The sequence below is a fragment of the Nitrospira sp. genome (assembly GCA_030692565.1).
Classification (GTDB): Bacteria; Nitrospirota; Nitrospiria; order Nitrospirales; family Nitrospiraceae; genus Nitrospira_D.
The window spans coordinates 43,090-68,613 of sequence record JAUYAO010000004.1; the positions used below are offsets into that span (position 1 = coordinate 43,090).

Annotated in this window: 28 protein-coding genes, 2 tRNA genes and 1 pseudogene; 20 read left to right on the forward strand and 11 right to left on the reverse strand. The window is 58.7% G+C overall.

Annotated elements, in window-relative coordinates:
• Window positions 1–35 precede the first annotated feature (35 nt).
• Together Q8N04_01360 and Q8N04_01365 are read right to left on the reverse strand one after the other, a co-directional pair.
• Window positions 36–1,253 (reverse strand): IscS subfamily cysteine desulfurase, encoded by a 1,218-nt coding sequence (locus Q8N04_01360; protein MDP3089299.1) that lies wholly within the window; start codon window positions 1,251–1,253, stop codon window positions 36–38.
• The gene (locus Q8N04_01365; GenBank protein MDP3089300.1) at window positions 1,250–1,723 is read right to left on the reverse strand and encodes an Rrf2 family transcriptional regulator; all 474 of its coding nucleotides are present in this window, start codon (window positions 1,721–1,723) and stop codon (window positions 1,250–1,252) included. Before Q8N04_01365 ends, Q8N04_01360 begins: the two co-directional genes overlap by 4 nt.
• Window positions 1,724–1,855: 132 nt before the next feature.
• On the opposite strand from Q8N04_01365, the gene Q8N04_01370 reads away from it, so the two are divergent.
• Window positions 1,856–2,272: a 2Fe-2S iron-sulfur cluster-binding protein gene (locus Q8N04_01370; protein MDP3089301.1), complete on the forward strand. Its 417-nt coding sequence runs from the start codon at window positions 1,856–1,858 to the stop codon at window positions 2,270–2,272.
• Here Q8N04_01370 and Q8N04_01375 read toward each other — a convergent pair.
• Window positions 2,269–2,973 carry an FAD-dependent oxidoreductase gene (locus tag Q8N04_01375; GenBank protein ID MDP3089302.1) on the reverse strand — a complete coding sequence of 235 codons (705 nt, stop codon included), beginning with the start codon at window positions 2,971–2,973 and terminating at the stop codon, window positions 2,269–2,271. The genes Q8N04_01370 and Q8N04_01375 overlap by 4 nt on opposite strands.
• A 105-nt stretch (window positions 2,974–3,078) precedes the next feature.
• Between Q8N04_01375 and gltX the strand changes: the two genes are divergently transcribed.
• The 13 genes from gltX to Q8N04_01440 all read left to right on the forward strand — a co-directional run bounded on the left by gltX (window position 3,079) and on the right by Q8N04_01440 (window position 12,324).
• Window positions 3,079–4,494, forward strand: a complete 1,416-nt coding sequence (gltX, locus tag Q8N04_01380; protein ID MDP3089303.1) for a glutamate--tRNA ligase — start codon at window positions 3,079–3,081, stop codon at window positions 4,492–4,494.
• A 71-nt stretch (window positions 4,495–4,565) separates the two neighbouring features.
• Window positions 4,566–4,639: transfer RNA gene (locus Q8N04_01385), tRNA-Gln, on the forward strand.
• A 54-nt stretch (window positions 4,640–4,693) separates the two neighbouring features.
• A tRNA-Gln gene (locus tag Q8N04_01390) sits at window positions 4,694–4,767 on the forward strand.
• Window positions 4,768–4,965: 198 nt separating this feature from the next.
• Window positions 4,966–5,436, forward strand: coding sequence for a hypothetical protein (locus Q8N04_01395; GenBank protein MDP3089304.1), 471 nt, complete (start codon window positions 4,966–4,968; stop codon window positions 5,434–5,436).
• A 98-nt stretch (window positions 5,437–5,534) separates the two neighbouring features.
• Window positions 5,535–6,014: a heme-binding protein gene (locus Q8N04_01400; protein ID MDP3089305.1), complete on the forward strand. Its 480-nt coding sequence runs from the start codon at window positions 5,535–5,537 to the stop codon at window positions 6,012–6,014.
• Between the two features lie 75 nt (window positions 6,015–6,089).
• Complete coding sequence (locus Q8N04_01405; GenBank protein ID MDP3089306.1) at window positions 6,090–7,004, forward strand: heme-binding protein; 915 nt, start codon at window positions 6,090–6,092, stop codon at window positions 7,002–7,004.
• A gap of 143 nt (window positions 7,005–7,147) precedes the next feature.
• Window positions 7,148–8,782 carry an SMP-30/gluconolactonase/LRE family protein gene (locus Q8N04_01410; GenBank protein ID MDP3089307.1) on the forward strand — a complete coding sequence of 545 codons (1,635 nt, stop codon included), beginning with the start codon at window positions 7,148–7,150 and terminating at the stop codon, window positions 8,780–8,782.
• Between the two features lie 5 nt (window positions 8,783–8,787).
• Window positions 8,788–9,786: an SMP-30/gluconolactonase/LRE family protein gene (locus Q8N04_01415; GenBank protein MDP3089308.1), complete on the forward strand. Its 999-nt coding sequence runs from the start codon at window positions 8,788–8,790 to the stop codon at window positions 9,784–9,786.
• 109 nt (window positions 9,787–9,895) lie between these two features.
• On the forward strand, window positions 9,896–10,186 hold the full coding sequence (locus Q8N04_01420; protein MDP3089309.1) for a zf-HC2 domain-containing protein: 291 nt from the start codon (window positions 9,896–9,898) through the stop codon (window positions 10,184–10,186).
• 71 nt (window positions 10,187–10,257) lie between these two features.
• The gene (locus tag Q8N04_01425; protein MDP3089310.1) at window positions 10,258–10,734 is read left to right on the forward strand and encodes a hypothetical protein; all 477 of its coding nucleotides are present in this window, start codon (window positions 10,258–10,260) and stop codon (window positions 10,732–10,734) included.
• Between the two features lie 53 nt (window positions 10,735–10,787).
• A complete protein-coding gene (locus Q8N04_01430) occupies window positions 10,788–11,009 on the forward strand; it encodes a hypothetical protein (protein MDP3089311.1) in 222 nt (73 codons plus the stop codon).
• Window positions 11,002–11,232 carry a hypothetical protein gene (locus tag Q8N04_01435; protein MDP3089312.1) on the forward strand — a complete coding sequence of 77 codons (231 nt, stop codon included), beginning with the start codon at window positions 11,002–11,004 and terminating at the stop codon, window positions 11,230–11,232. Before Q8N04_01430 ends, Q8N04_01435 begins: the two co-directional genes overlap by 8 nt.
• Before the next feature lie 258 nt (window positions 11,233–11,490).
• Window positions 11,491–12,324 (forward strand): aquaporin, encoded by an 834-nt coding sequence (locus Q8N04_01440; GenBank protein ID MDP3089313.1) that lies wholly within the window; start codon window positions 11,491–11,493, stop codon window positions 12,322–12,324.
• A 2-nt stretch (window positions 12,325–12,326) separates the two neighbouring features.
• Here Q8N04_01440 and Q8N04_01445 read toward each other — a convergent pair whose 3' ends face one another.
• The 3 genes from Q8N04_01445 to Q8N04_01455 all read right to left on the reverse strand — a co-directional run bounded on the left by Q8N04_01445 (window position 12,327) and on the right by Q8N04_01455 (window position 14,679).
• Window positions 12,327–12,992 (reverse strand): hypothetical protein, encoded by a 666-nt coding sequence (locus tag Q8N04_01445; GenBank protein MDP3089314.1) that lies wholly within the window; start codon window positions 12,990–12,992, stop codon window positions 12,327–12,329.
• Window positions 12,993–13,074: 82 nt separating this feature from the next.
• On the reverse strand, window positions 13,075–14,181 hold the full coding sequence (sigZ, locus tag Q8N04_01450; protein ID MDP3089315.1) for an RNA polymerase sigma factor SigZ: 1,107 nt from the start codon (window positions 14,179–14,181) through the stop codon (window positions 13,075–13,077).
• A gap of 147 nt (window positions 14,182–14,328) precedes the next feature.
• Window positions 14,329–14,679 carry a helix-turn-helix domain-containing protein gene (locus Q8N04_01455; GenBank protein ID MDP3089316.1) on the reverse strand — a complete coding sequence of 117 codons (351 nt, stop codon included), beginning with the start codon at window positions 14,677–14,679 and terminating at the stop codon, window positions 14,329–14,331.
• 157 nt (window positions 14,680–14,836) lie between these two features.
• On the opposite strand from Q8N04_01455, the gene Q8N04_01460 reads away from it, so the two are divergent.
• Entirely contained in the window at window positions 14,837–15,559 is a 723-nt protein-coding gene (locus Q8N04_01460) for an SDR family oxidoreductase (GenBank protein MDP3089317.1), read from the forward strand.
• A 60-nt stretch (window positions 15,560–15,619) separates the two neighbouring features.
• Window positions 15,620–15,847 (forward strand): 4-oxalocrotonate tautomerase family protein, encoded by a 228-nt coding sequence (locus Q8N04_01465; protein ID MDP3089318.1) that lies wholly within the window; start codon window positions 15,620–15,622, stop codon window positions 15,845–15,847.
• Window positions 15,848–15,903: 56 nt separating this feature from the next.
• Here Q8N04_01465 and Q8N04_01470 read toward each other — a convergent pair whose 3' ends face one another.
• From Q8N04_01470 to Q8N04_01485, 4 genes are all read right to left on the reverse strand, one after another.
• Window positions 15,904–16,953 carry a hypothetical protein gene (locus tag Q8N04_01470; GenBank protein MDP3089319.1) on the reverse strand — a complete coding sequence of 350 codons (1,050 nt, stop codon included), beginning with the start codon at window positions 16,951–16,953 and terminating at the stop codon, window positions 15,904–15,906.
• A 122-nt stretch (window positions 16,954–17,075) separates the two neighbouring features.
• On the reverse strand, window positions 17,076–17,270 hold the full coding sequence (locus Q8N04_01475; protein MDP3089320.1) for a hypothetical protein: 195 nt from the start codon (window positions 17,268–17,270) through the stop codon (window positions 17,076–17,078).
• Window positions 17,271–17,360: 90 nt separating this feature from the next.
• Entirely contained in the window at window positions 17,361–17,825 is a 465-nt protein-coding gene (locus tag Q8N04_01480; protein MDP3089321.1) for a PIN domain-containing protein, read from the reverse strand.
• A 231-nt stretch (window positions 17,826–18,056) separates the two neighbouring features.
• Window positions 18,057–18,809 (reverse strand): TIGR04255 family protein, encoded by a 753-nt coding sequence (locus Q8N04_01485; GenBank protein MDP3089322.1) that lies wholly within the window; start codon window positions 18,807–18,809, stop codon window positions 18,057–18,059.
• Between the two features lie 244 nt (window positions 18,810–19,053).
• Here Q8N04_01485 and Q8N04_01490 point away from each other — a divergent pair, with 244 nt between their 5' ends.
• The 4 genes from Q8N04_01490 to Q8N04_01505 all read left to right on the forward strand — a co-directional run bounded on the left by Q8N04_01490 (window position 19,054) and on the right by Q8N04_01505 (window position 24,430).
• On the forward strand, window positions 19,054–20,601 hold the full coding sequence (locus tag Q8N04_01490) for a GMC family oxidoreductase (GenBank protein MDP3089323.1): 1,548 nt from the start codon (window positions 19,054–19,056) through the stop codon (window positions 20,599–20,601).
• Window positions 20,602–20,621: 20 nt separating this feature from the next.
• Entirely contained in the window at window positions 20,622–21,659 is a 1,038-nt protein-coding gene (locus Q8N04_01495) for a VOC family protein (protein ID MDP3089324.1), read from the forward strand.
• Window positions 21,656–22,444 carry a TVP38/TMEM64 family protein gene (locus tag Q8N04_01500; GenBank protein MDP3089325.1) on the forward strand — a complete coding sequence of 263 codons (789 nt, stop codon included), beginning with the start codon at window positions 21,656–21,658 and terminating at the stop codon, window positions 22,442–22,444. Before Q8N04_01495 ends, Q8N04_01500 begins: the two co-directional genes overlap by 4 nt.
• Window positions 22,445–22,558: 114 nt before the next feature.
• A complete protein-coding gene (locus tag Q8N04_01505) occupies window positions 22,559–24,430 on the forward strand; it encodes a sigma 54-interacting transcriptional regulator (GenBank protein MDP3089326.1) in 1,872 nt (623 codons plus the stop codon).
• Here the strand turns inward: Q8N04_01505 and Q8N04_01510 are convergent.
• Window positions 24,358–25,483: pseudogene (locus Q8N04_01510) on the reverse strand (IS3 family transposase). The gene Q8N04_01505 and the pseudogene Q8N04_01510 sit on opposite strands and share 73 nt — an antisense overlap.
• Between the last annotated feature and the right edge of the window lie 41 nt (window positions 25,484–25,524).

The following is a 25,524-nucleotide window of genomic DNA, read 5'->3' on the forward strand; positions in this document are numbered from 1 at the left end:
GTCCTCCTCGTGTCTATCTGAGTCAGTGGGCTGGATCAGTGGGCCGCCCACTGAACGGATTTCAAATCGACCCCTTCTTTGGCCATTTCGTACAATGGAGACATTTCACGCAGCTTCGTGACGATCTCAATAACCTTCTTGATCGTGTAGTCAATCTCTTCATCCGTATTGAAGCGGCCAAGGCCGAAGCGGATGGACGAGTGGGCGAGTTCCACGCCGACGCCCAAAGCCCGCAGGACGTAGGACGGTTCCAGCGTCGCCGAGGTGCAGGCCGAGCCGGACGAGAGCGCGATGTCCTTCATGCCCATCAGGAGCGATTCGCCTTCGACGTAGGCGAAGGAAATATTCAGGTTATGCGGCAAGCGCTGAGTCGGATGGCCGTTGAGATAGGCTTCGTCAATCTCTTTCATGATGCCGGCCTGCAGGCGATCGCGCATCGCAGCCAGACGTACCGATTCCGTGGCCATTTCCTGCTCGCACAATTCGCAGGCTTTGCCGAATCCGACGATCATCGGCACCGGCAGAGTGCCGGAGCGCATGCCGCGCTCGTGTCCGCCGCCGTCCATTTGCGCGGCGATCCGCACGCGGGGGTTCTTCTTTCGGACATAGAGGGCGCCGACACCTTTCGGGCCATAGATCTTATGGGCCGAGAACGACATCAGGTCGATCCCCATATCCTGCACATCGACCGGGATTTTGCCGACGCCTTGCGTCGCATCGCAATGGAAGAGCACGCCCTTTCCCTTGGCGATCTTGCCGATTTCCTTCACCGGGTTAATCGTGCCGATTTCATTGTTGGCGAGCATCACGGAAATCAGGACCGTCTTGTCCGTGATCGCCTTCCGCACATCTTCCGGATTCACCATGCCGAATTTATCCACCGGGAGATAGGTCGCCGTCGCTTTGCCCTTCGCTTCGAGGGCCTTGGCGGTGTCGATGACTGCGCGGTGTTCGGTCGAGGAGGTGATGATATGATCGCCCTTCTCCTTGTACATCTCCAGCACGCCCTTGATCGCCAGATTGTCCGATTCAGTCGCGCCGCTGGTGAAGACGATTTCCTTGGAATCAGCCTTAATCAGCTTCGCGATCTGCTTGCGGGCATTTTCAACCGCTTCTTCTGCCGCCCAGCCGAAGGCATGGTTGCGGCTGGCGGCGTTGCCGAACTTCTCGATGAAGTAGGGCAGCATGGCCTCCAGCACCCGGGGATCCATCGGGGAGGTTGAATGATTATCCAGGAAAATAGGGAGCTTCATTGTGCGACTCCTTGTGCCGTGGGAGACTGAATCGTGATGAGAGGTGTTCCGCCCATCATGTCTTGCAACGTCATATTGTTGAGAAGCTGATAAATGCTGTCTTGTACCTTGAGCAGCGGTGTGCGGATGTTGCAGTGCTCGCGCTGGAGGCAGAGTTCGCCTTCTTTTTCATGCGAGCAATCCGTAATGCCCAGCGGCCCTTCGATACCTTCGAGAATCTGCGCGATCGTAATCTGTCTGGTGCTGCGGGCCAGGACGTAACCGCCCTTGGGACCGTTATGGCTTTCGATCAGCCCGTTCTTCGCCAAGGTCTGAAGCACCTTTGCTAAGAGTTCGAGCGGGATGTGGTACTCTTCTGCGATTTCTTTCGTATTTACAACCCGGCCCGGAGTCACGTCACCGAATTGCACCGAGGCGATGTGCTGGAGGGCCATGAGGGCGTAGTCAGCTTTTTTTGAAATCTTCAACATGCCTATTGCCGATCATTGAGATCGGAGACTATAATGATCTCCGATCAATAAGGTCGGACTAAAGATACCACGCAACTTTTAGAGCTGTCAACAACGGAATCCAGCATTTTCCGGAGAGAAAGGATCAAGCATATGGGAGGCACCAACCCTTATATCGAAAAGACGGAATATGAGCTTCCCCGATCCTCCTATACCATTACGTATATCGAGCCGGACGGCACCGTGACCAAGGTCGCCGTTGATCCGGCAAAGATTCCCTATGGCCCAACCGGATTGCCGGGAAGCATTCTTGACATAGCGATGGCCAACGGGGTGGATCTGGAGCATGTGTGTGGGGGGGTCTGTGCCTGCTCGACCTGCCATGTGATCGTCAAGCAAGGGCTTGAGAGCTGCAGCGAAGGGACTGACGATGAATTCGATCAGCTAGACGAGGCTCCGATTACGACATTGCAGTCTCGACTCGGTTGCCAATGTGTGCCGAACGGCACAAAGGACATCGTGGTGGAGATTCCCGCCGTGAACAAGAATCTCGTCAGGGAAGGGCACTAATCGAAGGTTTCTGTCTTCACGTCCTTCCGGTCGTATCCGTATTCCATCAACGCCGCGCGTAAGGGCCGGACAAATCCCTTGGTGCCGCTGATCATCGGGATGACTTTCGGTTGTCCTTCCACGAGGGGGCGCAACATCGCCGCTGTTTGCGCGACCGCCTCTGCTTCTCCGCCCGGTGCGACTAGGGGCAAGTAGCGGAAGGAAGGGGAATGAACGGCCATGGTGAGCAATTCCTGATGAAACAACAGCTCGTCCTCCGACGGCGCCACTGCGATGAGGAGCACTGAGGTGATCGCGTGGGCTGCGACCAGTTGTTTCAGGAGGCAGCGAATCGGGACGAGACCGGTATAGCGGGCGATGAAGAGCAGTTCCCGATCCAGGGGCATCGGCAGCACAAAGTTCCCATAAGGGCCTGAGAGCGGAATTTCATCGCCGGATTTCAGCTGATAGAGGTAATTCGAGCCAATCCCCTCAGGGATGCGGTCAAACACCAGCGTCAACTCACCGTAGGGAGAAGAAGGATCGGCCATTGAGTAGGCGCGATTGAGCGGGGGCTTGGCTCCAACCGGCAACTTGACCGAGACCCATTGTCCCGGCTGAAACACAATCTTCTGCTGGAGCGGGCGAAGGACCAGTTGCCGCACATGGGGTGTGAGATCGAGCGTGGAGAGCACGACGGCTGGTTGGGTAAGTTCTGCCATACGACCGGTGTCTATCCTCATAGCAGAACCGGCCTGATTCTGTACAACACTTTTCCCTGCGTGCTATAGATACCGGCCTTTCCACCCCACTAATGAGATGAATGCATGACTCAAGTACGTGTCCGCTTCGCACCCAGTCCGACCGGGTTCCTTCATATCGGGGGAGTCCGGACTGCGCTATTCAATTGGCTCTATGCGCGCCAACAAAACGGGATCTTTGTCCTGCGGATTGAAGACACGGACCAGGATCGTTCGACTGACGAGTCTATTCAGGCCATCATCGAAGGCATGAAATGGGTGGGGCTGGATTGGGACGAAGGACCGTTTCGTCAAACTGAGCGCATGGAGCTGTATCGCAGCCATGCCCTGGCGCTGCTGGACAAAGGCCAGGCCTACTGGTGTGTGTGCAAGGCTGAGGAACTGGAAGCCCGCCGCAAAGAAGCCGAGGCGAAAGGGCTGTCGCCTCGATACGACGGGCGCTGCCGGACTCTCGGGGTTACAAATCCCTCGGGCGATGCCGCGTTGCGATTCAAGGCCCCGCAAGAAGGTCAGATCGTGGTTGATGATTTGATCAAAGGGAAGATCACGTTTGACAATAGTGCGGCAGACGATCTGATCATCCTCCGCTCAAACGGGTATCCGACCTACAATTTCTCCGTCGTGGTCGACGATGCGCTCATGAACATCACCCACGTTATTCGTGGGGATGACCATTTGACCAACACACCACGCCAAATTCCAATCTTTCAGGCGTTGGGGTTTCCAGTCCCGCAATTCGGCCACCTGCCGATGATTCTGGGGTCGGACAAATCCCGGCTTTCCAAACGGCACGGGGCCACGTCGATCATGGCCTACAAAGACATGGGCTACCTGCCCGAGGCGATGGTGAACTATCTGGTCCGGCTGGGCTGGTCGCACGGGGATCAGGAACTGTTTACCCGGCAGGAACTCATCGAAAAGTTTTCCTGGAAGAACGTCCAGTCCTCCCCGGCCGTGTTCAATCCCGAGAAACTGCTCTGGATCAACGCCGAATACATCAAGACGACCTCGCCGAGCCAGGTGGCGCAGGCACTCGTTCCGCTGTTAGAGCAGGCCGGTCTGCAGGAACAGGTCAAGGCGGTGTCGCCCGAGTGGTTGGCTCAGCTGGTGGTCCTGGTGAAGGAACGGGCGAAGACCCTGGTTGAGATGGTGGACTGGGTGCGGCCGTACTTCGGCGAGTCGGTCCTCCTCGAAGAGGAAGCCGCCAAGAAATTTCTCACGCCGGCCATCGCGCCGGTGCTCGGTAAGCTGATCGCACGGTTCGAGGACTTTCCCGCGTTTTCGAAACAGGTATGGGAAGAGTCGTTCAAGAAGTTCGCGGAAGAAGAAGGCCTCAAAATGGGCCAGATCGCTCAGCCAGTGCGTGTCGCCTTGACCGGCAGGACCGCCAGCCCTGGGCTGTTTGAGGTCATGGAGGTCCTGGGGCGAGACCGGACGCTCCTCCGTCTCCGGCGAGGACTTGAACGAGCCACAGCTTCATAAGACGAATTCTGTCAATAAATTCGCGACGATCTTGACGGAGTCACGATCCGTATATTACTGTGTGCGTCGGTTGGGGGATCGTCTAGCGGTAGGACGTCAGTCTCTGGATCTGACTACCTAGGTTCGATTCCTAGTCCCCCAGCCAAAAATTCTTTCCCACGCCGTACTCTCAGGCCGACGTCTTCGTTTCGTACCGCGCTGGGGGATCGTCTAGCGGTAGGACGCCGGCCTTTGGAGCCGGCTACCTAGGTTCGATTCCTAGTCCCCCAGCCAATTTCTCTTTCATCGCATCAACAACCCTCAACTTCTTGGCGTCTCTTCTGCTGGTTGCGCGGAGCGCTGCTCGGGCGCTCTGCCGCGGTCTTCCCCGTGATGCTCTGTAAGAACTCCGCCATCGGAAAGACATACGCGCACAAGGGGATGCTGAAGACAAGCACCCCGCTTCTTATTCACCTTACAGGGAGGATTGCGATGAAACGCACGGTGACGATGGGACTGTTGTCTCTGGTGATGGCAACAGGGTTGTTTGTGGCGTCGAACGGCTTGGCGGCCGATGCGCATACCACGAGCAAGTTTGAGGGCGTGAAGGCCAATACCGGCACCGCTATGCACGGCCGGCAGGGGAACAACGATACGTTGACCTGGTCGGAGGAATTCAAGATTCCCGACACGCCCGCTCCACACTGGCAGGTGGTCGACACCAAAGGAAATGTGTTTTTGTTGCAGCGCTTGAAGATCAAGGGCGACAAAGAAAATCGAACGATCACCATCTCGTCATACATCCACGATGTGGCGAAGGTGCAGATCTACTGCGCCTGGGCCGAAGCGTTGCTCGGCGCGGCTTCATTCGCCAAGCCGATTATGACTGCGGCCGGCGAAGCCGCTTCGATGCATGCGGACAACGCCATGGGGAAGCACAACAGCATGGCGATGGGGCGGTAGTGATTGGCCATCGGCTGTCAGCCCTCAGCTTTTTCGGAAGCGTGAAGCTGGCGGCCGTCGGCTGAATGCAGCGTGACGATGGTGACAAGGAGGTGTCTATGCTTCGAATGGCGATGGCGGCAATCATCGGTTTCGTGGCGGCAGGTCCCGCCGCCGCGCAGCTCATGGAAAAAACCGCGCTCACGCTGGACGGGGCCAAGCAGATCGCGGCCGTCGCGGAAGCCAAGGCCAAGGCGGAAGGAGCTCGCGTGGTGATCGCAGTCGTGGATGACGGTGGCAACTTGTTGTTGCTGCAACGGCTGGATGACACGCAAGTGGCCAGCGTCAATGTCGGCATCGACAAGGCCAGAACCGCTGCGATTTATCGACGGCCCAGCAAGGTGTTTGAAGACCAAGTGAAGAACGGCCGGGTGTCGGCCTTGGCCCTGCACGGAGCCGTCGCATTGCAAGGCGGCGTGCCGATCACCGTGAAGGGGAAGGTCATCGGCGCCATCGGCGTCAGCGGAGAAACGCCCCAGCAGGATGAAGACATCGCACTCGTCGGGGCTGCTGTCGCCGCAGGATTCACCACTCAGTAGCTGACAGTCTTCAGCGATCAGCTCGGATGCATGTGCTGGATGCTGACAGCTGATGGCTGAAGAAAGGGCCGCATCATGAAACATGCAATCTTATTCATCTCCGCAGTGGTCTGTGTAAGCAGTGTGTCACTGGCACAGACCGGATCGGTGTCCGATACGCGTGCGCTTACACTCGAAGGAGCTAAGACGGTCATTGCCGCAACGGTTGCGGAGGCAAGAAAGGTGAATGCCCCGGGCGGTTCCATCGCCGTCGTCGACGACGGCGGGAATCTTCTGGCGCTCGAACGGCTGGATCAGACCTTTGCTGCCAGCGCAAATATCGCGATTGGGAAGGCCCGCACGTCCGCGCTCTTTAAGAAGCCGACCAAAGTGTTCGAAGACGTCCTCAAGGGTGGACGCACCTCCATGGTCACGCTGGGCAGCGATCTCCAGAACTTCACCCCGTTGCAAGGCGGGATTCCGCTCGAATGGGAAGGCAAGGTCGTCGGCGCGATCGGGGTGAGCGGTGCGGCCAGTGCGCAACAGGATGAGGAATTGGCGATCGTCGGCGCCAAGTCGTTGGATTCAATGGAAATGGCCGGGATGGTTAATGGCCACTCGCCGTTACCCGTCACCTACATCGAGAGCCAGAGAGTCACGGCTTCTTTTGCGAAAGGCGCCGTCTTGCTCGGGGACGACGAGAGCATGATGCACGCGGCTCGGAATTACATGGTGCACGCTAGCCACCGCGACAAGGCGGGCGTCGTCGAAATCCACGAGTTCGATACGGACATCGTCTACGTCCTCAAGGGTACGGCACAGTTGATCACCGGCGGGACGCCGGTCGGCACGAAGACGATCGCGCCGCATGAGTTCCGAGCGCCGACTGTCACCGGCGGCGAGGCGCGGAAGCTGGTGCCGGGCGACGTGGTGATTATCCCGAATGGCGTGCCGCATTGGTTCAAAGAAGTGGAAGCGCCGTTTGACTACTACGTGGTGAAGGTGCGGTAGACGGAAGCTGAAAACGGTCCTCAACTTTGTTCTCGTCTTGCGACCATCCTCAACGTACCCCAGAGGGTACGCCTCCGGTGGCCGCATCGCCTGCGGCCTCGTTGGATGACCGTTTTGAGCATCCTCCGAGGACGGAGAATGAAATGAATCAGCGACAAAATGCACTCGCAGTATTTGCGACTATGACTTTGGCTTTCTGTTCAGGTCTGGCCCGGGCGCAGGTTACGGGGGATGCGCCGGGGGTGCGGCCGGACGCGATCGTCGATCTGAAGACCGACGAAGGGATTGCGCTCGTGAAAGGCCAGTGGCGCTATAGCAACGTCAAGGTAATCGAGGTCGATCACCATGGTCCGGGAGCGGATCTTGCGCCGTCCGGCCCGCCGAATCGGACGCAGGATATCGACCTCCACGCAGGCGCGGCCGACTTCGATGATTCGACATGGGAACAGATCAAACCGGTTCAACTCGAAGAACGGCGCTCTACTGGGCGGCTGTGCTTCAATTGGTATCGCACGAGTGTGACGATACCGGACAAGATTGGGTCTTTCGATCCGACCGGAGCCACGGTCGTTTTCGAAGTTGCGATCGACGATTATGCGGAGATTTGGATCGACGGAAAGCTGCCGCTAGTCTTGGGGCAGCCGGGTGGGCACCTGATCAAAGGTTTCAACGCACCGAATCGGGTCGTTCTGACGAAGGATGCGCGGCCGGGACAACGGATTCAACTCGCGGTCTTCGGTATCAACGGCCCGCTTTCCAACCCGCCGGGGAATTTTATCTGGGTGCGGTCGGCCATGCTCGACTTTTACAAGGCCGCCCAGATCGGCCCGACACAGTTGGTGAAGACCGAGATCGTCAAGGTCGATGAGGCGCTCGATCAGATCGTTGCGCCACACACCCAGTTAGAGAAACTCGCTGGTGGCTTTCTCTTCACCGAGGGACCGGTCTGGGTCCCGGCCACCGCCAATACATCGGGATATCTCCTCTTCAGCGATCCCAACGCCAATATCATCTATCGTTGGTCACCTGAAGGGCAGGTATCCGTCTTTCGCACCAAGAGCGGCTATAGCGGATTCGACGTCGGGGAGTATCATCAGCCCGGCTCGAACGGGTTGACGCTCGACCGCCAAGGCCGCCTCGCGATCAATCAGCACGGGAATCGCCGTGTGATTCTGGTCGAACCGCGCGGCAACATCACGGTGCTCGCCGACCACTATGACGGCCGGCGCCTCAATAGCCCCAATGACCTCGTCTATCGATCCGACGGTGCACTCTACTTCACCGATCCACCCTTCGGGCTCCCTCGCGTGTTCGACGATCCGCACAGGGAACTCCCCTACAGCGGCGTCTATTGCGTGAAAGATGGCGTGGTGAAATTGGTGAGCACCGACCTCGATGCTCCGAACGGTCTGGCGTTCTCGCCGGACGAGAAGAGACTCTATGTCGACAACTGGAACGACGAGAAGAAGGTCATTCTGCGCTACGACGTGAATCCCGATTGCACGCTGTCCAATAGCCGGTTGTTCTTCGACATGACAAACGCACCCGGCACCGACGCCCTCGACGGTCTCAAAGTCGATCATAAGGGCAACGTCTACTCAACCGGGCCGGGCGGGCTCTGGATAATCTCCCCGGATGGCAAGCAGCTCGGGCTCATCAAAGGGCCGGAAGATCCGCACAACATGGCCTGGGGCGACGACGACGGCAAGACGCTCTATATCACCGCGCTCACCGGCATCTATCGCATAAGGATGAATGTGTCGGGGGTGCGGCCATGAGTCACATGGCGGGCAGGGTGATTCTGTCGGGAATCTTCGTCCTGCTGTTCCATTTCACGGCATGGGCTGAGCCAGTCCCGGTCACGATTACCAGTCTCGATCCGCGTTTCGATCAGCTTGTGCCGAAGCATGCGCAGCTCGAAAAAATCGCCGATGGCTTCATCTGGGTCGAAGGGCCGGTGTGGAACAAGCAGGGCGGCTTCCTGCTGTTCTCAGACATTCCGGCCAACACGGTCTACAAATGGACGCCGGACAAGGGCGTCACCCCGTTTCTCAAAAACAGTGGCTACAGTGGCGCGACTCCCTACGCCGGCAAGGAGCCCGGATCAAATGGCCTGACGTTCGATGCGAACGGACGCCTTGTACTCTGCCGGCATGGAGATCGGCAGATCGGACGGTTGGAAGCAGACGGCACGATCACGCCATCGGCCGAGCGCTATTATGGCCACCAGATCAACAGCCCGAACGATCTCGTGTACAAATCGAACGGCGACCTGTACTTCACGGATCCGCCATTCGGATTGCCCGGCGTCTTCAACGATCCGAACAAAGCCCTGGTACAAGGTGTCTATCGTGTGGCGAAGGACGGCGCTGTCACACGATTGATTACCGATATCAAGGCGCCGAATGGCATTGCATTCTCGCCGGACGAGAAGACCCTCTACGTCTCCGATGTCGATCCGAAGCGCGCAGCATGGTTGGCGTATGACGTGAGGCCGGACGGTACCGTGACAAACGGGCGTGTCTTCTTCGATGCTACTCGCTGGCGCAAGGATCCCTTCTTCGGGCCGGATGGATTCAAGGTGGACCGGTACGGCAATATCTTCGGCGCTCGGCCCGACGGCCTTAGTGTCATGGCGCCGGACGGGACGCTCCTCGGCACCATCGAGACGGGGCGGCCGACGTCTAATGTCGCGTGGGGTGAAGACGGGCGGACCCTCTTTATCACGGGCGGGGATTCACTGTACCGGATGAGGCTTGAGACCAGAGGCGCCCATTTCTAGAAATGTGTAAGAATATTCCCGCTTGTCCGACTCCCTCTATAAGGCCTGCAAGCGGTCTGCTCACACAGGTCTGCGGAAGAACGACATCAGAGGATCGAGCAACAAGGACATGATCACAGAATTGATCGCACGCCTGACCCCTCCCTGCACCGACATCACGCGGCTTGTATCAGAGTCCATGGACCGGCCGATGGCGCTGTCCACCAGACTTGCGCTCCGGTTTCATCTCCTGATCTGTGCCGGCTGTGCCGCCTACAAGCGCCAGTTAGAACAGATTCGACAGACCTTGCGTCGATCAGCGGATGCCGCTCCCGGCGAATCGAACGGATCGACGGGTTCCTCTCCCGAAACGACCGCACGGTTGAAAGACGCCTTTCGGCAGCAGGCGAAGAAGCCCTGACAGCCTCTTTCAGTCACCAATTCCCTCGGCATTTTCCTGTAAGACCGCCGTCCTCATGCCGACTGACTTCCATGCGTTGGATCAGTTGTGTACTCATTATGGTGCTTGGCGGATGTCAGACCCTCCGGGGCTCTGACTCCTGGATCCGCACCCAGCTTCCGTCGGTGTGGCCGCTGTGGGAACGATATCAGCAATGCCGCACTGCGACGGACCCGACCCAGCTCCAAGCCGTCCTCGATCATCTTGAGCAGGCCATGATCACGGGCGTGACGCCGCCGGCTTGGATCGCCGTGTTCGGGGTTCAGGTCTCCCGGCAACCCCTGCGAACATCGGTCGATCCTGAAGCCTTAGCGGCGGCCTGCACGGTGCGAGCCGCGATGGTGTCCCTGGGGATCGGTCGTGATGCTGAGGCGCGGGCGCTCTATCAACGGGTGCTTGCGAGATACGGGACACAGGAGTTGGCCTATTACCGGGATCAGGCCATCGAGGCCTTGCGGCATCTTGATGCGCAGCTCGTTGCACTGCGCCGCGCCCCACCCATCCGGTGATGTAAGAACGTTGAGCCGTGCTCGACTGATCGGCAGGGAAGCGGAGGGAGCCCATGAACGCGACAATCTATTGGACCAGGCACAAGCTTCAGCAGGGAACCCGCGAACTCCGCTGGGCCGCCAAACTCTGGTGGTTCAAACAGGAGATCGACTTTCTCGGCTGGCGCTGGTGGATGGAATCGCACCTGCCCGACGCCGCTGTTCCAGCGACCTCTCATCTCACCGCGCAAGAAGGCACCCATGCGATGCAGCCACTGCCACTCCTTCATGGTTAAGGATCATCTGTACGATCTGCTCGAAAACGACGGGCAGGTCTATGTCGGCGGGTGGCGTTGGGGCTATCGTTGTGCCGGATGCAGCCGGGTCGTCGAGTCCGGCGAGGATCAGGATGAAACTATCGAGGGGCCGGTGTCGGTCGGTTCGGCCGCGCCGGACTCGGCGGCGACCGCCTCGGCCAGCGCGGCGTCTCCGTCTATACCGTTGTTTCGCATGTTCTAAGCCAAGGAGTGTCAGCCATGCTTTGTATGATCTGTTGCCATATCATGCTCAGCTGCAGCAGCCAGACGGTGGAGGACGAGAGGGGCTCGTTACTCGTCACCCGGTGGAGCTGTCCCGGTTGCGGACGGTGCGAGGAAGAAATCTGGGTCAGTCGCCACTACCAGGGCGCCCGGCCTCGCCGGCTTCGCTACGCGGTCAACGCCGCAGTGGCCCTTACCATTCCGACGCGCTCGCGCGCCGGACGAATATCTGTGTCCCATGCGTCAGTGGGCTGACCGCGCGCGCGGTCATTGGCCGGAGTATCTGATGGAAGCGGCCGGTCTCGGCCTCTTCATGATCTCCGCCGCGGTGGTCACGACTCTGCTGGAGTATCCCGGCTCTCCGTTGCACGCCTCGCTGCCCGATCCTGCCACGCGCCGTGCGCTCACCGGCGTGGCGATGGGGCTCACCGCCATCGGTATCATCTATTCACCGTGGGGCAAACAATCCGGCGCCCATTTGAATCCGGCGGTGACGCTCACGTTTTATCGATTGGGCAAGATCGACGGGGTGGATGCAGTCGGGTATGTACTCGCGCAAGCAGCCGGCGGGCTCATCGGACTCCTTGCGGCTAGGGCCGGAATCGGCATGGCCCTCGCACATCCGGCGGTCAACTATGTAGTAACCGTGCCGGGCGAAGCGGGAATCGCCACGGCTTTTCTGGCAGAGGCCGCCATCTCCTTTGGTCTGATGCTGACCGTCTTGTTCCTGTCGAACCACAGAACGCTTGCGCCGGTCACCGGTCTTGTAGCCGGTGGGCTTGTCGCGGCCTATATCGGAATCGAGGCGCCACTTTCCGGTATGAGCATGAATCCGGCCAGGACGCTGGCCTCGGCGATTCCGGCTCATGTGTGGACGGCATTCTGGCTGTATCTCACGGCTCCGATGGGGGGGATGTTGCTTGCGGCTGAATTCTATCTGCGTGCGAAGGGGCTCAGGCAGATCTATTGCGCGAAACTGCATCATCATAACCGGGCGCGCTGCATTTTCCGCTGCCGCTATGGTGAGCTGCTCGAGCGGGGAACAGCGAGGCCGTTGCCTGCTGATCGATAAGACTATTGTCCCCCGTGGGGCGACTGCCGGTTGCTGCTGCTCTGCAGATCCATTTCCAAGACGACGGGGCCGTTGGGACTCTTCGGATCCACGCGATGCGGCATCTGATCGACCGCCAATTTGCTGAGGGGAACGGCGACGATATGTGGGGCCTTCTCGGTGGGGTTGGAGTAGAGCGCCAGCCGGATATTTTTAGGGCGCAGTTGTGGGGTCAGTAACGGCTTCAAGTCCGCGCTGGCGAATCCCACCACCAAGGCGCTGCCGTCGGCCAATTTATGGATCTCGTAAGCATTGGCGGCAGGCGCCGCACGCTCTAACACCATGTCCGGACTCTGTGAGACCAAGGCCAACCCGAGTCCTTGCTGAGGGACGAACCCGAAGCTGCCGACCGGCGCCACGGAGTAGCGGGTCTGCGGGAGCTCGGCGCCGAGCTCCACCACCCCGGTCTTGAGCCGCAACTGCCGGCGCAAGTCGGCTTCAGTCCCCTGGGCATCGAGAAACACCGCGGCCGGGGCCGCCTTCTGGGACGGCAACACCTCCATCTTGCCGCTATTCCCACCGCGCGGCGCGGCATGCAGGGAAGCAGGCAGGAGGCTCAGGAGTAACAGGCTCAATAGCGCATGAGTCAAGACGCGGCGGTCGGTGCGAAGGGGAGGTCGGGATGACATGGTCGTCAGGTGCTCCGGTAGTAAAGTGTGAGACTCATCTTTATCAAGTCCGGCCTGTCCGGCGCAATGGGCATCAGTCCGATTATCGTTCCAGTCTGCGGGGCGGCATTATTCTGGCCGGTGAGGCGCAGGGGTTCGTCGTAGGATCGTGGAGGGCTACGTCGGCGACCCCGTGCCGCGCATCGAGTTGAATCAGACAACAGTCATGCAGCAGGGCCTTCAGCTGTCGACGGCCCCGTTGTACCCGTGACTTCATGCCGGAGAGGGAGAGGCCCAGCTTGGTGGCGGCGACCTGTTGGGTGAGCCCGTCTAGTTCGACAAGCCTCAGGGCGTCCCGGTATTCCGGCGCCAGCTGATCCACCATGGGGCGGAGGCAGTTCGCGAGCTGGATGCGAGGCTCGTCTCGCTCCTCCGTTGGCTCTCCCGCCGTCAGCAGAGCTTCAACGTCCGTCGCCAGCCCTGCCGGGAGTTCTCGATGCCGGTGTGAAGTCCGGTAATAATCGATAACCACATGGCGCGTGACGGTGAAGATCCAGGAGACCAGGCGGCGGGGATCCTGCACCTGGTCGATCTTGTCGTGGATCTTCAGAAAGACTTCCTGGAGTAGATCGTCCACCGCCGCATCGTCTGCGACTCGTTTGGCGATGAAGGCGCGCAGTCGCCCGCGCACCTCCATCCAGACGTCTTGTCTATTCTGTGTCATGGTCATTTCTCCGAACGGAGCCCTTCTACGGTACCGTGCATCAAGACGCTGCGCAAGGTGCCGCTCGGGTCGCGCCGGAATGGGCCGGGACGCAGCAGCCTGTCTGGCTGAGCGGTCCGTCGACGGCCAATTGCTCGTGCACGAGGAAGACCTCCCAGGCATTCCCGTCGGGATCCGTGAACCAGAGCTTGTCCTGTCTGGCAAAGCAGCAGGATGTATTTTCTTCGACGCGCTCCGCACGCCGGCGGTCTGCAACCGCGATTTCCACTGGGCGATCTCTTCGAGCGAATCCACCTCGATGCCGAGATGGTCGACCGAACTGATTCTGCCCGTTGACGAGACCAGCGACAAATTCAGCGCCGGGGTTGTCCGGTCGAACTTGGCATAGTCGTCTGTCTGTTTCTGCGGCGACACGCCGAACACCTTCCGGTAGAACTCGACCGATGCCGGGACATGGCGGACATTGAGGGAAATGTGTGGCCTCATAAGAACCTCCTGGGTGAGCGGCAGGAGAGAAGTCACCTGCCTATCCCTAGAGACGGAGCATCGGGGAAAAGGACGCAACGGGGAGCGGGCTGGCAGTGGAAAAACAGGGGGCGCGATCCAACAGACAAACTGAGGAAACGGCAGGGATTATTCCGTTCGCCGCCGTTTGAGCTTATGTCCCACCTGTACGATCGCCTCGATGGCGGGTGTCAGCTCGCGTCCGAGGTCCGTCAAGGCATACTCCACTGTGGGCGGCGAAGTCGGCATCACCTGTCGGGTGATAATCCCATCCTGCTCCAATCGTTTCAGCCGCGCGGAGAAGACTTTCGGCGAGACGCCAGGGATGTCCGCCATCAGCTCGCTGAACCGCCTCGGTTCTTCCCGGAGATACCAAATCACGTTCGGCGTCCAGGCTCCCTTCAAGAACTGCATGCAGACAGTCAGCGGACAGCCCGCAGGCGGCGGCAACACCTTTGATTTGCGACGTTTGACGGCCATCCGGCCTCCTCCTGCGGTTCAGTGAACAGCGCTTTCCGAATGGAAAGTCGAAAGCGTACTTACTAAACGATAGCATCTTGCCATGTGATAGTCCACGCATTACCTTGGCGTGCAGGAGACAGCACAGTCATTTCATTCATATGGAAGGAGTTGCATCATGACCGCTCAGAAGACCGCCATCGTCACCGGAGCCTCCAGCGGAATCGGCCTGGGGCTCACCACGGCATTGATCGAACAGGGCTACCGCGTCGTCGCCAACTCGCGGCGGATCACCACGGCCGGAACGGTACAGCCGTCGGACAACGTGGCATTGATTGACGGCGATATTGCCGATCCAGGCATTGCGCGCCGGATTGTCGAGACCGCCATCCAGCGGTTCGGCAGCGTGGACCTGCTGGTCAACAATGCCGGAATATTTATTACCAAGCCCTTCACGGACTATACATCGGACGATTTCGAACGGCTGGTGTCCACGAATCTCACGGGGTTTCTGTACGTAACCCAAGGGGCTGTTCGTCAGATGACTCGGCAGGGAGCCGGGCACGTCGTGAACATCACGACGACGCTCGCCGACCAGCCGGTCGCCGGTGTGCCGGCTTCCATTCCCGTTCTGACCAAAGGCGGGCTCAACGCGGTCACCGCGGCATTGGCCATCGAGTACGCCAATGCCGGCATCCGGTTTAATGCCATCGGCGCGGGCATCATTGATACACCGATGCATAAGTCGGAGACACACGGATTCTTGAAGGGCCTGCACCCGATCCAACGGATCGGCCGGGTGTCGGAGATCGTCGATGCCGTGCTCTATCTGACGGCTGCCACATTCGTCACCGGTGAAGTATTGCACGTTGACGGCGGCGCGCATGCCGGGAAGTGGTAAACGAATTCTTCCGGGCGCTCGTTCTGAGCGTTCGTGTTTTTCCTAGAAAGGACAGGGATTATGCCATACGTGAATATGCAGGTGACGCGAGAAGGGGTGACGCTCGAACAGAAAGAAGCGCTCATCAAAGGGGTGACCGATTTGTTGGTCCATGTGCTGAACAAGCAGCCGGCTCAGACTTTTATCGTCATCGAAGAAGTGGATACCGACAATTGGGGCATTGCCGGAACGACGGTGACGAAGTTTCGGGAACAGGAGAAGAGATTGAGTCCTAAAAGTGTGAGATGAGAATAGCCGGGGTACGGCCTCAATGGCCGCACCCCGGCAAGTGAAGAGCGAGGGGACTATTCTTCGAGGCGGATGATCGGACAATTCACCACCACCCCGATCGGGCCCCAGGGCTTGCCTTCAGGGCCGGAGATCTGGCCGGCGAAGGCCTTCTTCTCGACTTCATTGAAGTCCGTCAGTTGGACGGAGCTGGAGGCCTGCATCGGCACCTGGGCCCAGACCGTCGCATGGACATCCCACATCGGGCTGTAGGCCAGGGCGCGGGCATCGAACGGAATCTCCTGCACGATGTTCAGCGGATCGCCTTCACCCATGAGGGCTGAGGCAAGGCCCTGCCGCTGCGGATTCATCTTGCCCGTCGGTCCGTTCACCACCGGGGCCAAGCCGGTCAAGCCGGAGCCGGGGCCGTTCGAGCCCTTGTTCGGCAAGGCCTTCAGATTCGGCGTATAGTTCGCCGCCTCCAGGGCTGCGATCGCCGGATCGGATGCGTTGAATGACGTATAGTGCACGCGGCGGCCTTCGAAGAATCCGTCCGTCATTTTGAAGGTGGCCGTGCGCTTCTCCAGATCGATACGGATGAGACGATCGTGCGGGCCGCTGTTGTTCTTGATCTGCGGCGCATTCAACACGATGCCGTTGGGCAGTTGGATCAACGGCGTGTAGAGTGCCTCACCAATGGCGCCAGGCTTCGCTTCCTTCGGAGGGAACCCGGTCTCGCTCGGCACCACGATACGCTCCGGCGAGAAGTCCACACTGCCGAGGAACTGCACCTTCCCGTTCACCATACCGACGGATTGAACCGCAAGCGTGCCCTTGCCGTTCGCCATCTTGGGGCTGAAGTGCACCCCGCGCGCGGCGGCGTCGGCCTTGTCCGATGACTCAGTCACCACGAACCACACCGTCTCGCCGCTTCGCTGGTCTTCGAAAATCGGTAGCGTCACTTCCGTATAGTCCGCATTCTCGACGGCGCTCTTTAATAGCAAGCGATGGCCCTTCTTCATGCCCATGCTCTCCGCGTTGGCCGATACACAGCCCACGGACAGAGCCGCCACGCCCACGGCTGCCATCAACCCGAACGTCGTCACTTGTCGCATCTGCTTCCTCATAACCGTTCTCCTCAAGCAGGTGAAGTGGATCATTCCACTCTCTACGCAGGAGTCGGAGCAGGCGGGAAGATCTTACAGGTTGGAAGAGTCTGGTGGCGGAATGAAGAGTGGACTTAAGCGGATTACGAACTCCGTTTTCGTCTGAGAGTAAGGATCGCAATCATAGAGATTACGGCGATCAACGGCCCACCGACAAACGCGCCGGTCATCGCGCCTTCGAGGGACTTGTCGTGCTGGTTGGAAGAGAAGAGTTCAATCGCGGCCATCGTCCCGAACAAGCCGACGACATAGCCCAGGATCGCCGCCAGCAGGGCCACTCCAAAGGTTTTCTTGGAGCGTAGTTACAGCTAAGGGTCAATCGCCGAGTGTTTGGATAGGGAGATGAGATGCTTTCTCCCCAGCCTGAATTACGCGTGCCCGCTCAAGAGAAAGTCATCGAGCACGAGCACTTCTAGGTCGCTGAATCGCTTGAGCTGGGAATCATTGGTAACAAAGACATCGGCACGTTCACGCACAGCTGTTGCGAGCTGAATGCAATCCGGCGTCTTAAAGTTAAACCGCGCTCTGATCTCAGCAGCATGTTCGGCGATTGTCTGTTCCAAAGGTAACAATCGAATGTTGTTGCTGTTGAGCAGGATGTCGCGATATTGGCAGGCCATCGAACGATTTCCATTCCTTAAGGGGTGAACCATGACCTCGAGAAGCGTGAGATAGGATGAAATCGCAGGAAGATTTGCGGCAGAGAGATGGATAAAGAGTGGATCAACAATCGAAATGTATTGTGGGGTCTGCTGAACAAAATAAATCAGAACATTGGTATCCAGGCAGATGCATCGTTTGCCGCGCAATCGGTCAACGAGCGTCCCATTCATTTCTTAGCTCATTGATATATTTCTTTGGGTCGACTCCTTGCCAGACTTCTCTGCCAAGCCCGCGCAACTCGAGAATGCTATGTCGCCGGGCCATGGGCTTTCCTAAAACTATCGAGGTTAATCCTCCAAGTCTGTACTCCTCATCAATGAGGCTGGATACATCCTTGATTGCACTCCCTGAAACTACATAGGCATAAGGGGCCGACATTTCTCGATCAGCCAATAGGGATGTCATAGCGACTCCAGATCAAATAAATTTCTCAACTTATCTGTAATGCTTCCCTCGAATGCGGCTTCAATATTTTTGTGTGCAATAGCGACCTGGTCTTTGATTGAGTCAAAACCCAATGGGTGCTCCGGCTTAAAGATATCATACAGATCTAATAAATGTGCGACCTCATTTGGTTTCTCGGCTGGGGCGCTCCCAAATGTAATCAGCACCCCGTGCCCTCCTTGTTGAGAAGGAAGGTCTACTCGAATCATGAAGCGGCCATGCATTTCTCCCATGGCTTTCGGAAGCTGAGGGTATACGGTGAAGTAATCCTCCATCAGAATCTGTGTGTGCGGAATAACGACACGATTGATATACCGTAACCCTAATCGAGCAATTCCCTTGGGGTTCGCCACTTTTCGGTATGTCTCAAGAGAAGAATAAATCAGCGGTTCCCACTCTTCAAAATGGGGATATGGACGGAGCTGATTTATAACCAGAACATCCTGGCCAATTTGGATGAGTCGACTCTCATCTGAAGTAACAAACTGCATCCACGGAGGGAGTCGCTTTACTCCAGCTGAGGCCTCACCAGCGGTCGAGAACATGACTTGGGCTTCTTGAATTTCCCGTTGTCGCTTGACTGGGAAGTCGATCTTGATTTGATCATAGAATTGACCTGGAACAGTGTCATCCCATTCTGAACCCTCAAAGTATAGCTCGCATAAGGCTTCTACAATAGGAGGGTAACGATACTTTCGGCGTGGAGCCATTTCTTCTATCTCCACTGAAATGATACGTGAATTAGTGATTCTTATAGCGACTACCTCGTGAGAAGACAAGTATCTGCAAAGATATGTCAATCAAGCTTACGCAATCCTTCAAGCGCTTTCAGTTGCTTTGGAGTAGCCCCATCAAGGTGCCGGTTTTGAACGATCGGCACTCTGATCAGACTTCACCTCATTGCTGTAAGATCCCCTCTATCCCAGGGACTACTTGCCAGCACGGAGGCGCTTCATGTTCCTGACTCCCTACTATGACATCATTATTATCGGCACCGGTCCAGGGGGCGGCACCCTCGCTTACAAGCTGGCACCGTCAGGGAAGAAGATCCTCTTGTTGGAACGGGGCGGATATCTGCCGCGGGAGAAGGATAACTGGAGTTCCAAGACGGTCTTCATCGATAACAAGTACAAGGCTAAAGAAACCTGGAAGGACAAGGATGGCGGCACCTTCCACCCCGGCATCCACTACAACGTCGGCGGGAATAGCAAAGTTTACGGTGCGGCACTGCTCCGCATGCGCGAACAGGACTTCGGCGAGGTAAAACATCACGGTGGCATCTCGCCTGAATGGCCGATCCGCTACGACGACCTTGAGCCCTATTACACCGAGGCTGAATATCTATATTTCGTGCATGGCAATCGTGGCGAAGATCCGACCGAACCAAAAGCGAGCGCGCCCTACAAATATCCAGCCCTCAGGCACGAACCCCGCATTCAGGAACTGCACGAGGACTGGCTGAAATGCGGCTACAAGCCATTCCACCTGCCGGTCGGCGTGATGCTGAACGAGCAGCAGAAAGAAAAGAGCGCCTGTATCCGCTGCAGCACGTGCGACGGCTATCCCTGCTTGGTCAACGCCAAGGCTGACTCACAGGTAATCTGCGTCGATCCGGCATTGCAGTACCCGAACGTGACGCTGATCACAAACGCGTTGGTGACAAGGCTAGAGACGAGTGGCACGGGGCGAGAGGTGACGGGCGTCGTGGTGGAACGAAACGGAAGGACGGAAACCTACAAGGGCAGCATCGTGGGGGTCTCAGCCGGCGCGATCAATTCGGCGGCGCTATTACTGAAGTCCGTGAACGAGAAACATCCGAATGGCCTGGCGAATTCCTCCGATATGGTGGGCCGGCACTACATGTGCCATAACAACTCGGCCATGTTGGCGATCTCCAAACGGCCGAACCCGACGGTATTTCAGAAGACCATCGGCTTGAACGATTTCTATCACGCCTCCGCCGACTGGGACTTCCCGATGGGCCATATATCGATGATCGGCAAGCAGGACCTCGATTCGCTGCGGGCCGGCGCGCCGGCCTTCGCCCCTGGTGTCGCCCTTGATCAAATGGCTAAACACTCCCTCGACTTCTGGATGACCTCGGAAGACCTGCCCGATCCAAATAACCGCGTGCTCGTCGGCAAGGATGGTGGCATCACCCTGGCCTATACAGAAAATAATCTGGACGCCCATCGCCACCTGGCTGCGAAGCTCAAGAGCATGCTGAACCACATCGGCTGCGAGGAGCATCTGTTGCCGACACATCTCTACTTGGGAAAGAAGATCCCTATCGCCGGCACGGCGCATCAATGCGGGACCGTCCGTTTCGGTCGCGATCCGAGGACCAGCGTGCTGGACGTAAACTGCAAAGCGCACGATCTGAACAATCTCTACGTCGTCGATGCCAGCTTCTTCGTCTCCAGCTCAGCGGTGAATCCCTCATTAACCATTATGGCCAATGCCTTGCGAGTCGGTGATCACCTTCTCGACCGACTCAAGTGATCAGTGAAGGGTGATGTGTGATGGGTAAAGGCCTCAACGCACAGTGGGTTCGAATCGGGGCCGTCTGCTTATCACTCGTCACCCATGACTCATCACTCGCGGCGACAGAGTCTCCCCTTGCTGTTCAATCCGTCGCCTCGGTCGGCTTTACCGTGTCGGACATGGAGCGGTCGGTTGCCTTCTATCAAGACCTGCTGGCGTTTAAGCCGGTGAATGATGTCGAGGTCGACGGGCCGGAGTACGATCAGCTGTACGGGATCTTCGGCGTGCGGGCGCGGGTGGTGAAGCTGCAACTCGGCGAACAGCAATTAGAGCTGACGCAGTTCCTGGCGCCGCCGGATGTGCGACCGGTTCCAGTCCCTTCCTATAGCAACGACCTCTGGTTTCAGCACATTGCGATTGTCGTGCGAGACATGGATAGAGCTTGGGGACAGCTACGCAAGCATCACGTACGCCAGATTTCTCCGCGGCCGCAGACGATTCCCATTTCGAATCCCGCAGCCGCCGGCATCAAGGCGATCAAGTTTCGCGATCCGGACGGTCACAATCTCGAACTGCTCTGGTTCCCCGAAGGCAAGGGCAACCCGATCTGGAAGAAACCCGGCTCTGATCTGTTTATGGGGATCGACCATACGGCCATGACCGTGCGCAGCACCGAAAGCAGCACCAAGTTCTATCGCGACCTGTTGGGGATGACGGTCGCCGGGGGCACGCTCAACATGGGCACGACGCAGCAGTATCTCGACAGTTTGCCCGGTGCCCGCACGTGGGTAACCGGCCTGGCCCCGAAGATGGGCCCGCCTGGCCTAGAATTTCTGGAATATGAACTGCCGACGGCAGGCCGGCCCTTCCCCACCGATACGCACCCGACTGATCTCTGGCATTGGCAGACGACGCTCGTCGTGTCCGACATCGAGGCTGCCGCCGCACAGGTTCACGGCATGGGACAAATGATCTCATCCGGTGTGGTCACGTTGCCGGATAAGGGCTTGGGCTTCACCAAAGGATTTCTTGTGCGTGACTCCGATGGTCGCGCCGTTCAAATTGTGTCACCATGACCACCGCAACGCTCGCCACGATAGGAGCGCCGCGTGCGATGTCGATGTGGATCAAGCTGGGGCTGGGAGCGGCCGCAATCGTCGCCGGCTGGTGGGGCCTGTCGTCCTTCGACTATGAGAGCTACCTCTCGCCGGCGGTGCTGACGCGGCGGCTGCATGACGCCGGTCCGCTGGGGCCGGTGCTCCTGATCGGCAGCATGGTCGGAGCCGTCATCATCCCGCCGATTCCGAGCTTGCCACTGGATCTTGCCGCCGGAGCCGCCTTCGGGCCATTTTATGGCGCGCTCTATGCCGTGATCGGGGCAGAAATCGGCGCGATTCTCTGCTTTCTCATTGCGCGGGCCTTGGGGCGGGACGCGTTGGCCCGCTTCATGAAGACAGAGAATATCTTCTGCCAGAAGTGCACCGATCACCAACTGATGGGCGCCATGTTCATCGCCCGGTTCATCCCCCTCTTTTCGTTCGACGTGGTGAGCTACGGCGCCGGACTGACGAACATCTCCCTCAAGACCTTCGCCCTCGCCACCCTCTTCGGCATGGCGCCTCCGACGTTCGCCCTCACATATCTGGGTAGCAGCGTCGTCAGTGCGCAATGGCCGTTGATTGCGGGTGGCATCGTCATGGTCGCACTGTTTCTGGCTATGCCGAAGCTGCTGGCCCGGTATCGGACAAGTCGTGTGGCCAGGTTGCTCCTTGGCCCGCCACCGGCTTCGGCAGGGAGTCGAAGAGAGACTCCGGTCCTGGTCCGTTGTGTCGGCTGTGAAGCCTCTGTGCCGGGCGTGTGAGCGGAGGAGGTGTGTGTGTCCCGGTCGCTCCCCCTGCATTGCCACGTTTTCCTCTCCGGTGCTAGACTCTGTGGCCGTGAATCCACCCCTCAATCTCTCTAGTACTAGGTGCCAATGATGCCGCCTTCTGATCGCGAACCTGCGCCTCCTCAGGATCGCATCGCCGACGAGGCGGCGGAAACCGGCGTCATCCTCCGCAGAATCCTCGAGGGTGTGGAAGCGAAAGTCGGCGAGCAGTTTTTCCCCTCGCTCGTGCAACAGCTGGCCATGGCGATGGGCGTCGACTACGCCTATGTCTCGGAACGCACCGAAGATGGGTGCCGGTTCAGATCCAAAGCAGCCTGGGGCAAAGGCCACCTGCTGCCGCCATTCGACGTCCCTGCTCAGGGTCCCTGCGAAACGGTCTTGACGCGCAAGTGCGTCCATCACCCCGATCAATTACGCGAACTCTATCCGCATGTGCAGTTGATTCAGGACATCGGGGTCAACAGCTATTGCGGAGTCCCGGTTGTGGATTCCCATGACCGGGTCGTCGGGCATTTGGCGATCATGGATTCGAAACCGATGCTCGACCCTGTCCGGGCGACCTCAATCCTCGGCATCTTTGCGATACGGGCTGCCGCGGAATTCGAGCGGCTGCGCTTCGAAGCGGCCATGCGCAAGAGCGACCTGACCTTGAGAAAGATCGACGAAGGCACGGCAGGAGCGACGGGGGCGGCGTTCTTCCCATCCTTGGTAAAGAGCCTTGCTGAAGCACTGCAGACGAAGTATGCCTTCGTCTCTAAGTTCGTCGAGGGCCACCGTGCCCGGGTGCGCACGCTGGCCTTTTGGAAGGGCGACGGGTTTCTCGATAACTTCGAATACGATCTGCCCCATACGCCCTGCGAGCGCGTCTTAGCGGGAGAGGTCTGTCTCTTCCCGGAGAAGGTGCAGGATCTGTTTCCGGATCATCGGGACGATCTCGCCGCGTTGGAGATGGAGAGCTATCTCGCAATTCCCGTGACGGATCGCGCCGGCAACGTGATGGGCCATTTGGCAGTGATGGATACCAAGCCGATGCACGACGATCCGCGTGTCCTCTCGGTCTTCAAGATCTTCGGCGTCCGGGCCGGCGCCGAGTTGGAGCGGGAGCGCATGGATGCGCAGCTGAAAGACAACGAAGAGCGGCTGCGCGATCTGTTCGACGAGGCGCCGATCGCCTATGTTTATGAAGGGGTCGATTCCAAGCTGCTTCGGGTCAACCGCACGGCGATGAAGTCCCTGGGCATCACGGCCGATCAGGTTCCGGGCCTATACGGGAGGGACTTTGTTCCGGATACTCCCGATGCGCAGCGGCGCTTGAAAGAAGCCTTTGCTTCCGTCGGGAAGGGGATCGACACGAGCGGGGTGGTATTGGAACTGCGGCGTAAAGACAACGGGAAACCGCTTTGGATGAGATGGTGGTCGAGGCCGGACCCGAGCGGCACCTACACCCGCACGATGTTCCTCGACATTACCGAGCAGGTGTTGATGGAGCAGGAAAAAGCCCGTCTGGAAGCGCAGGCTGTTTATCTGCAGGAAGAAATCAAAGGCGCGCATAACTTTGAAGAACTGATCGGGGGGTCGACGTCACTAAAAAAAGTGCTCAAGAATGTAGAACGGGTAGCGCCGACCGATTCGACCGTCCTCATCACCGGCGAAACCGGCACCGGTAAAGAATTGATTGCCCGCGCGATTCACAACCTGAGTCCGCGCAAGGGCCGGGCGCTCGTCAAAGTCAATTGTGCGGCCATTCCGGCAGGCTTGATCGAAAGTGAGCTGTTCGGCCACGAGAAAGGCGCCTTCACCGGTGCCTTGACCAAGAAGATGAGAGGTGGCTCCGGATGGCTGGACAGCCTATTCCCGTTCTTAAGTGGCGCCTCGCGGGTTGCTGACTACGCGGCCGTGAGCCGTGTCGTCAGATTTTCAGAGTACGCCAGGTCAGGCGTCTTGCCGTCAAGCGCCTGATGCGGTCTGGTCTGGTTGTAGAACGTTAGATAGCGCTCCAAGCCCTGGTGCGCAGCCCCGACGGTCTCGTAGGCGTGCAGATAGACCTCCTCGTATTTGATGCTTTTCCAGAGTCGTTCCACGAATACGTTGTCTCGCCAACACCCTTTCCCGTCCATGCTGATCTGGATGCCGTGATGCGTCAGGAGTCCCGTGAACTCCTGGCTGGTGAACTGGCACCCTTGATCGGTATTGAAGATCTCCGGCGGGCCATAGTGGGCCAGGGCGGCCTGCACTGCGTCCAGACAGAAATCGGTCGTGAGTGTGTTGGAGAGCCGCCACGCCAACACCCGGCGACTGGCCCAGTCCAGGACGGCAAACAAGTACACGAAGCCACGCGCCATCGGGATATAGGTAATATCGGCGGCCCAGACGTGATTAGGACGCGAGATCTTTAGGTCCCGCAAGGATAGGGATAGACCCGATGGGCCGGATGTCGGCGGCTAAGATGCGGCTTCCGATACAAGGCCTCAAGCCCCATGCGGCGCATCAGGGTGGCCACATGTCGCCGCCCAACGGCCTGGCCCTCTTGCCGTAAGAGATCGCGCAGCATGCGCGCCCCGGCAAACGGATACTGCAGATGCAACTCGTCGATCCGCCGCATCAGTGCCAGCGCCGTCTCTGATACCGGCGTCGGGTGGTAGTAGGCAGTCGAGCGGGCCAGTTTCAGCAACTGGCATTGCCGCCGCACAGGCAGTCGATGGGTGCGATCGATCATGGCTTTGCGCTCCGCAAGCCCGCCTTGGTGAGCGCCCCGGCTAAAAAATCATTCTCCAGGGCCAGTTGGCCAATCTTGGCATGGAGGGTCTTGAGATCGGGCGTGTCCGCCGTTGGTTTGGCGCCACCAAACACGTCCGCCGCTCGCGCCAGTAGTTGTTGTTTCCATTCGGTGATCTGGGTGGGATGGACGCGAAACTGCTCGGCCAGTTCCGCCAGCGTCTTGTCGCCTTTGACCGCGGCCAACGCGACCTGCGCCTTGAAGGTCGCTCCATGATTCCGTCTCGTTCGCTTCATCGCCTCGCTCCTCTGGTTTGCCACCACCCGGTGGCGTTGGT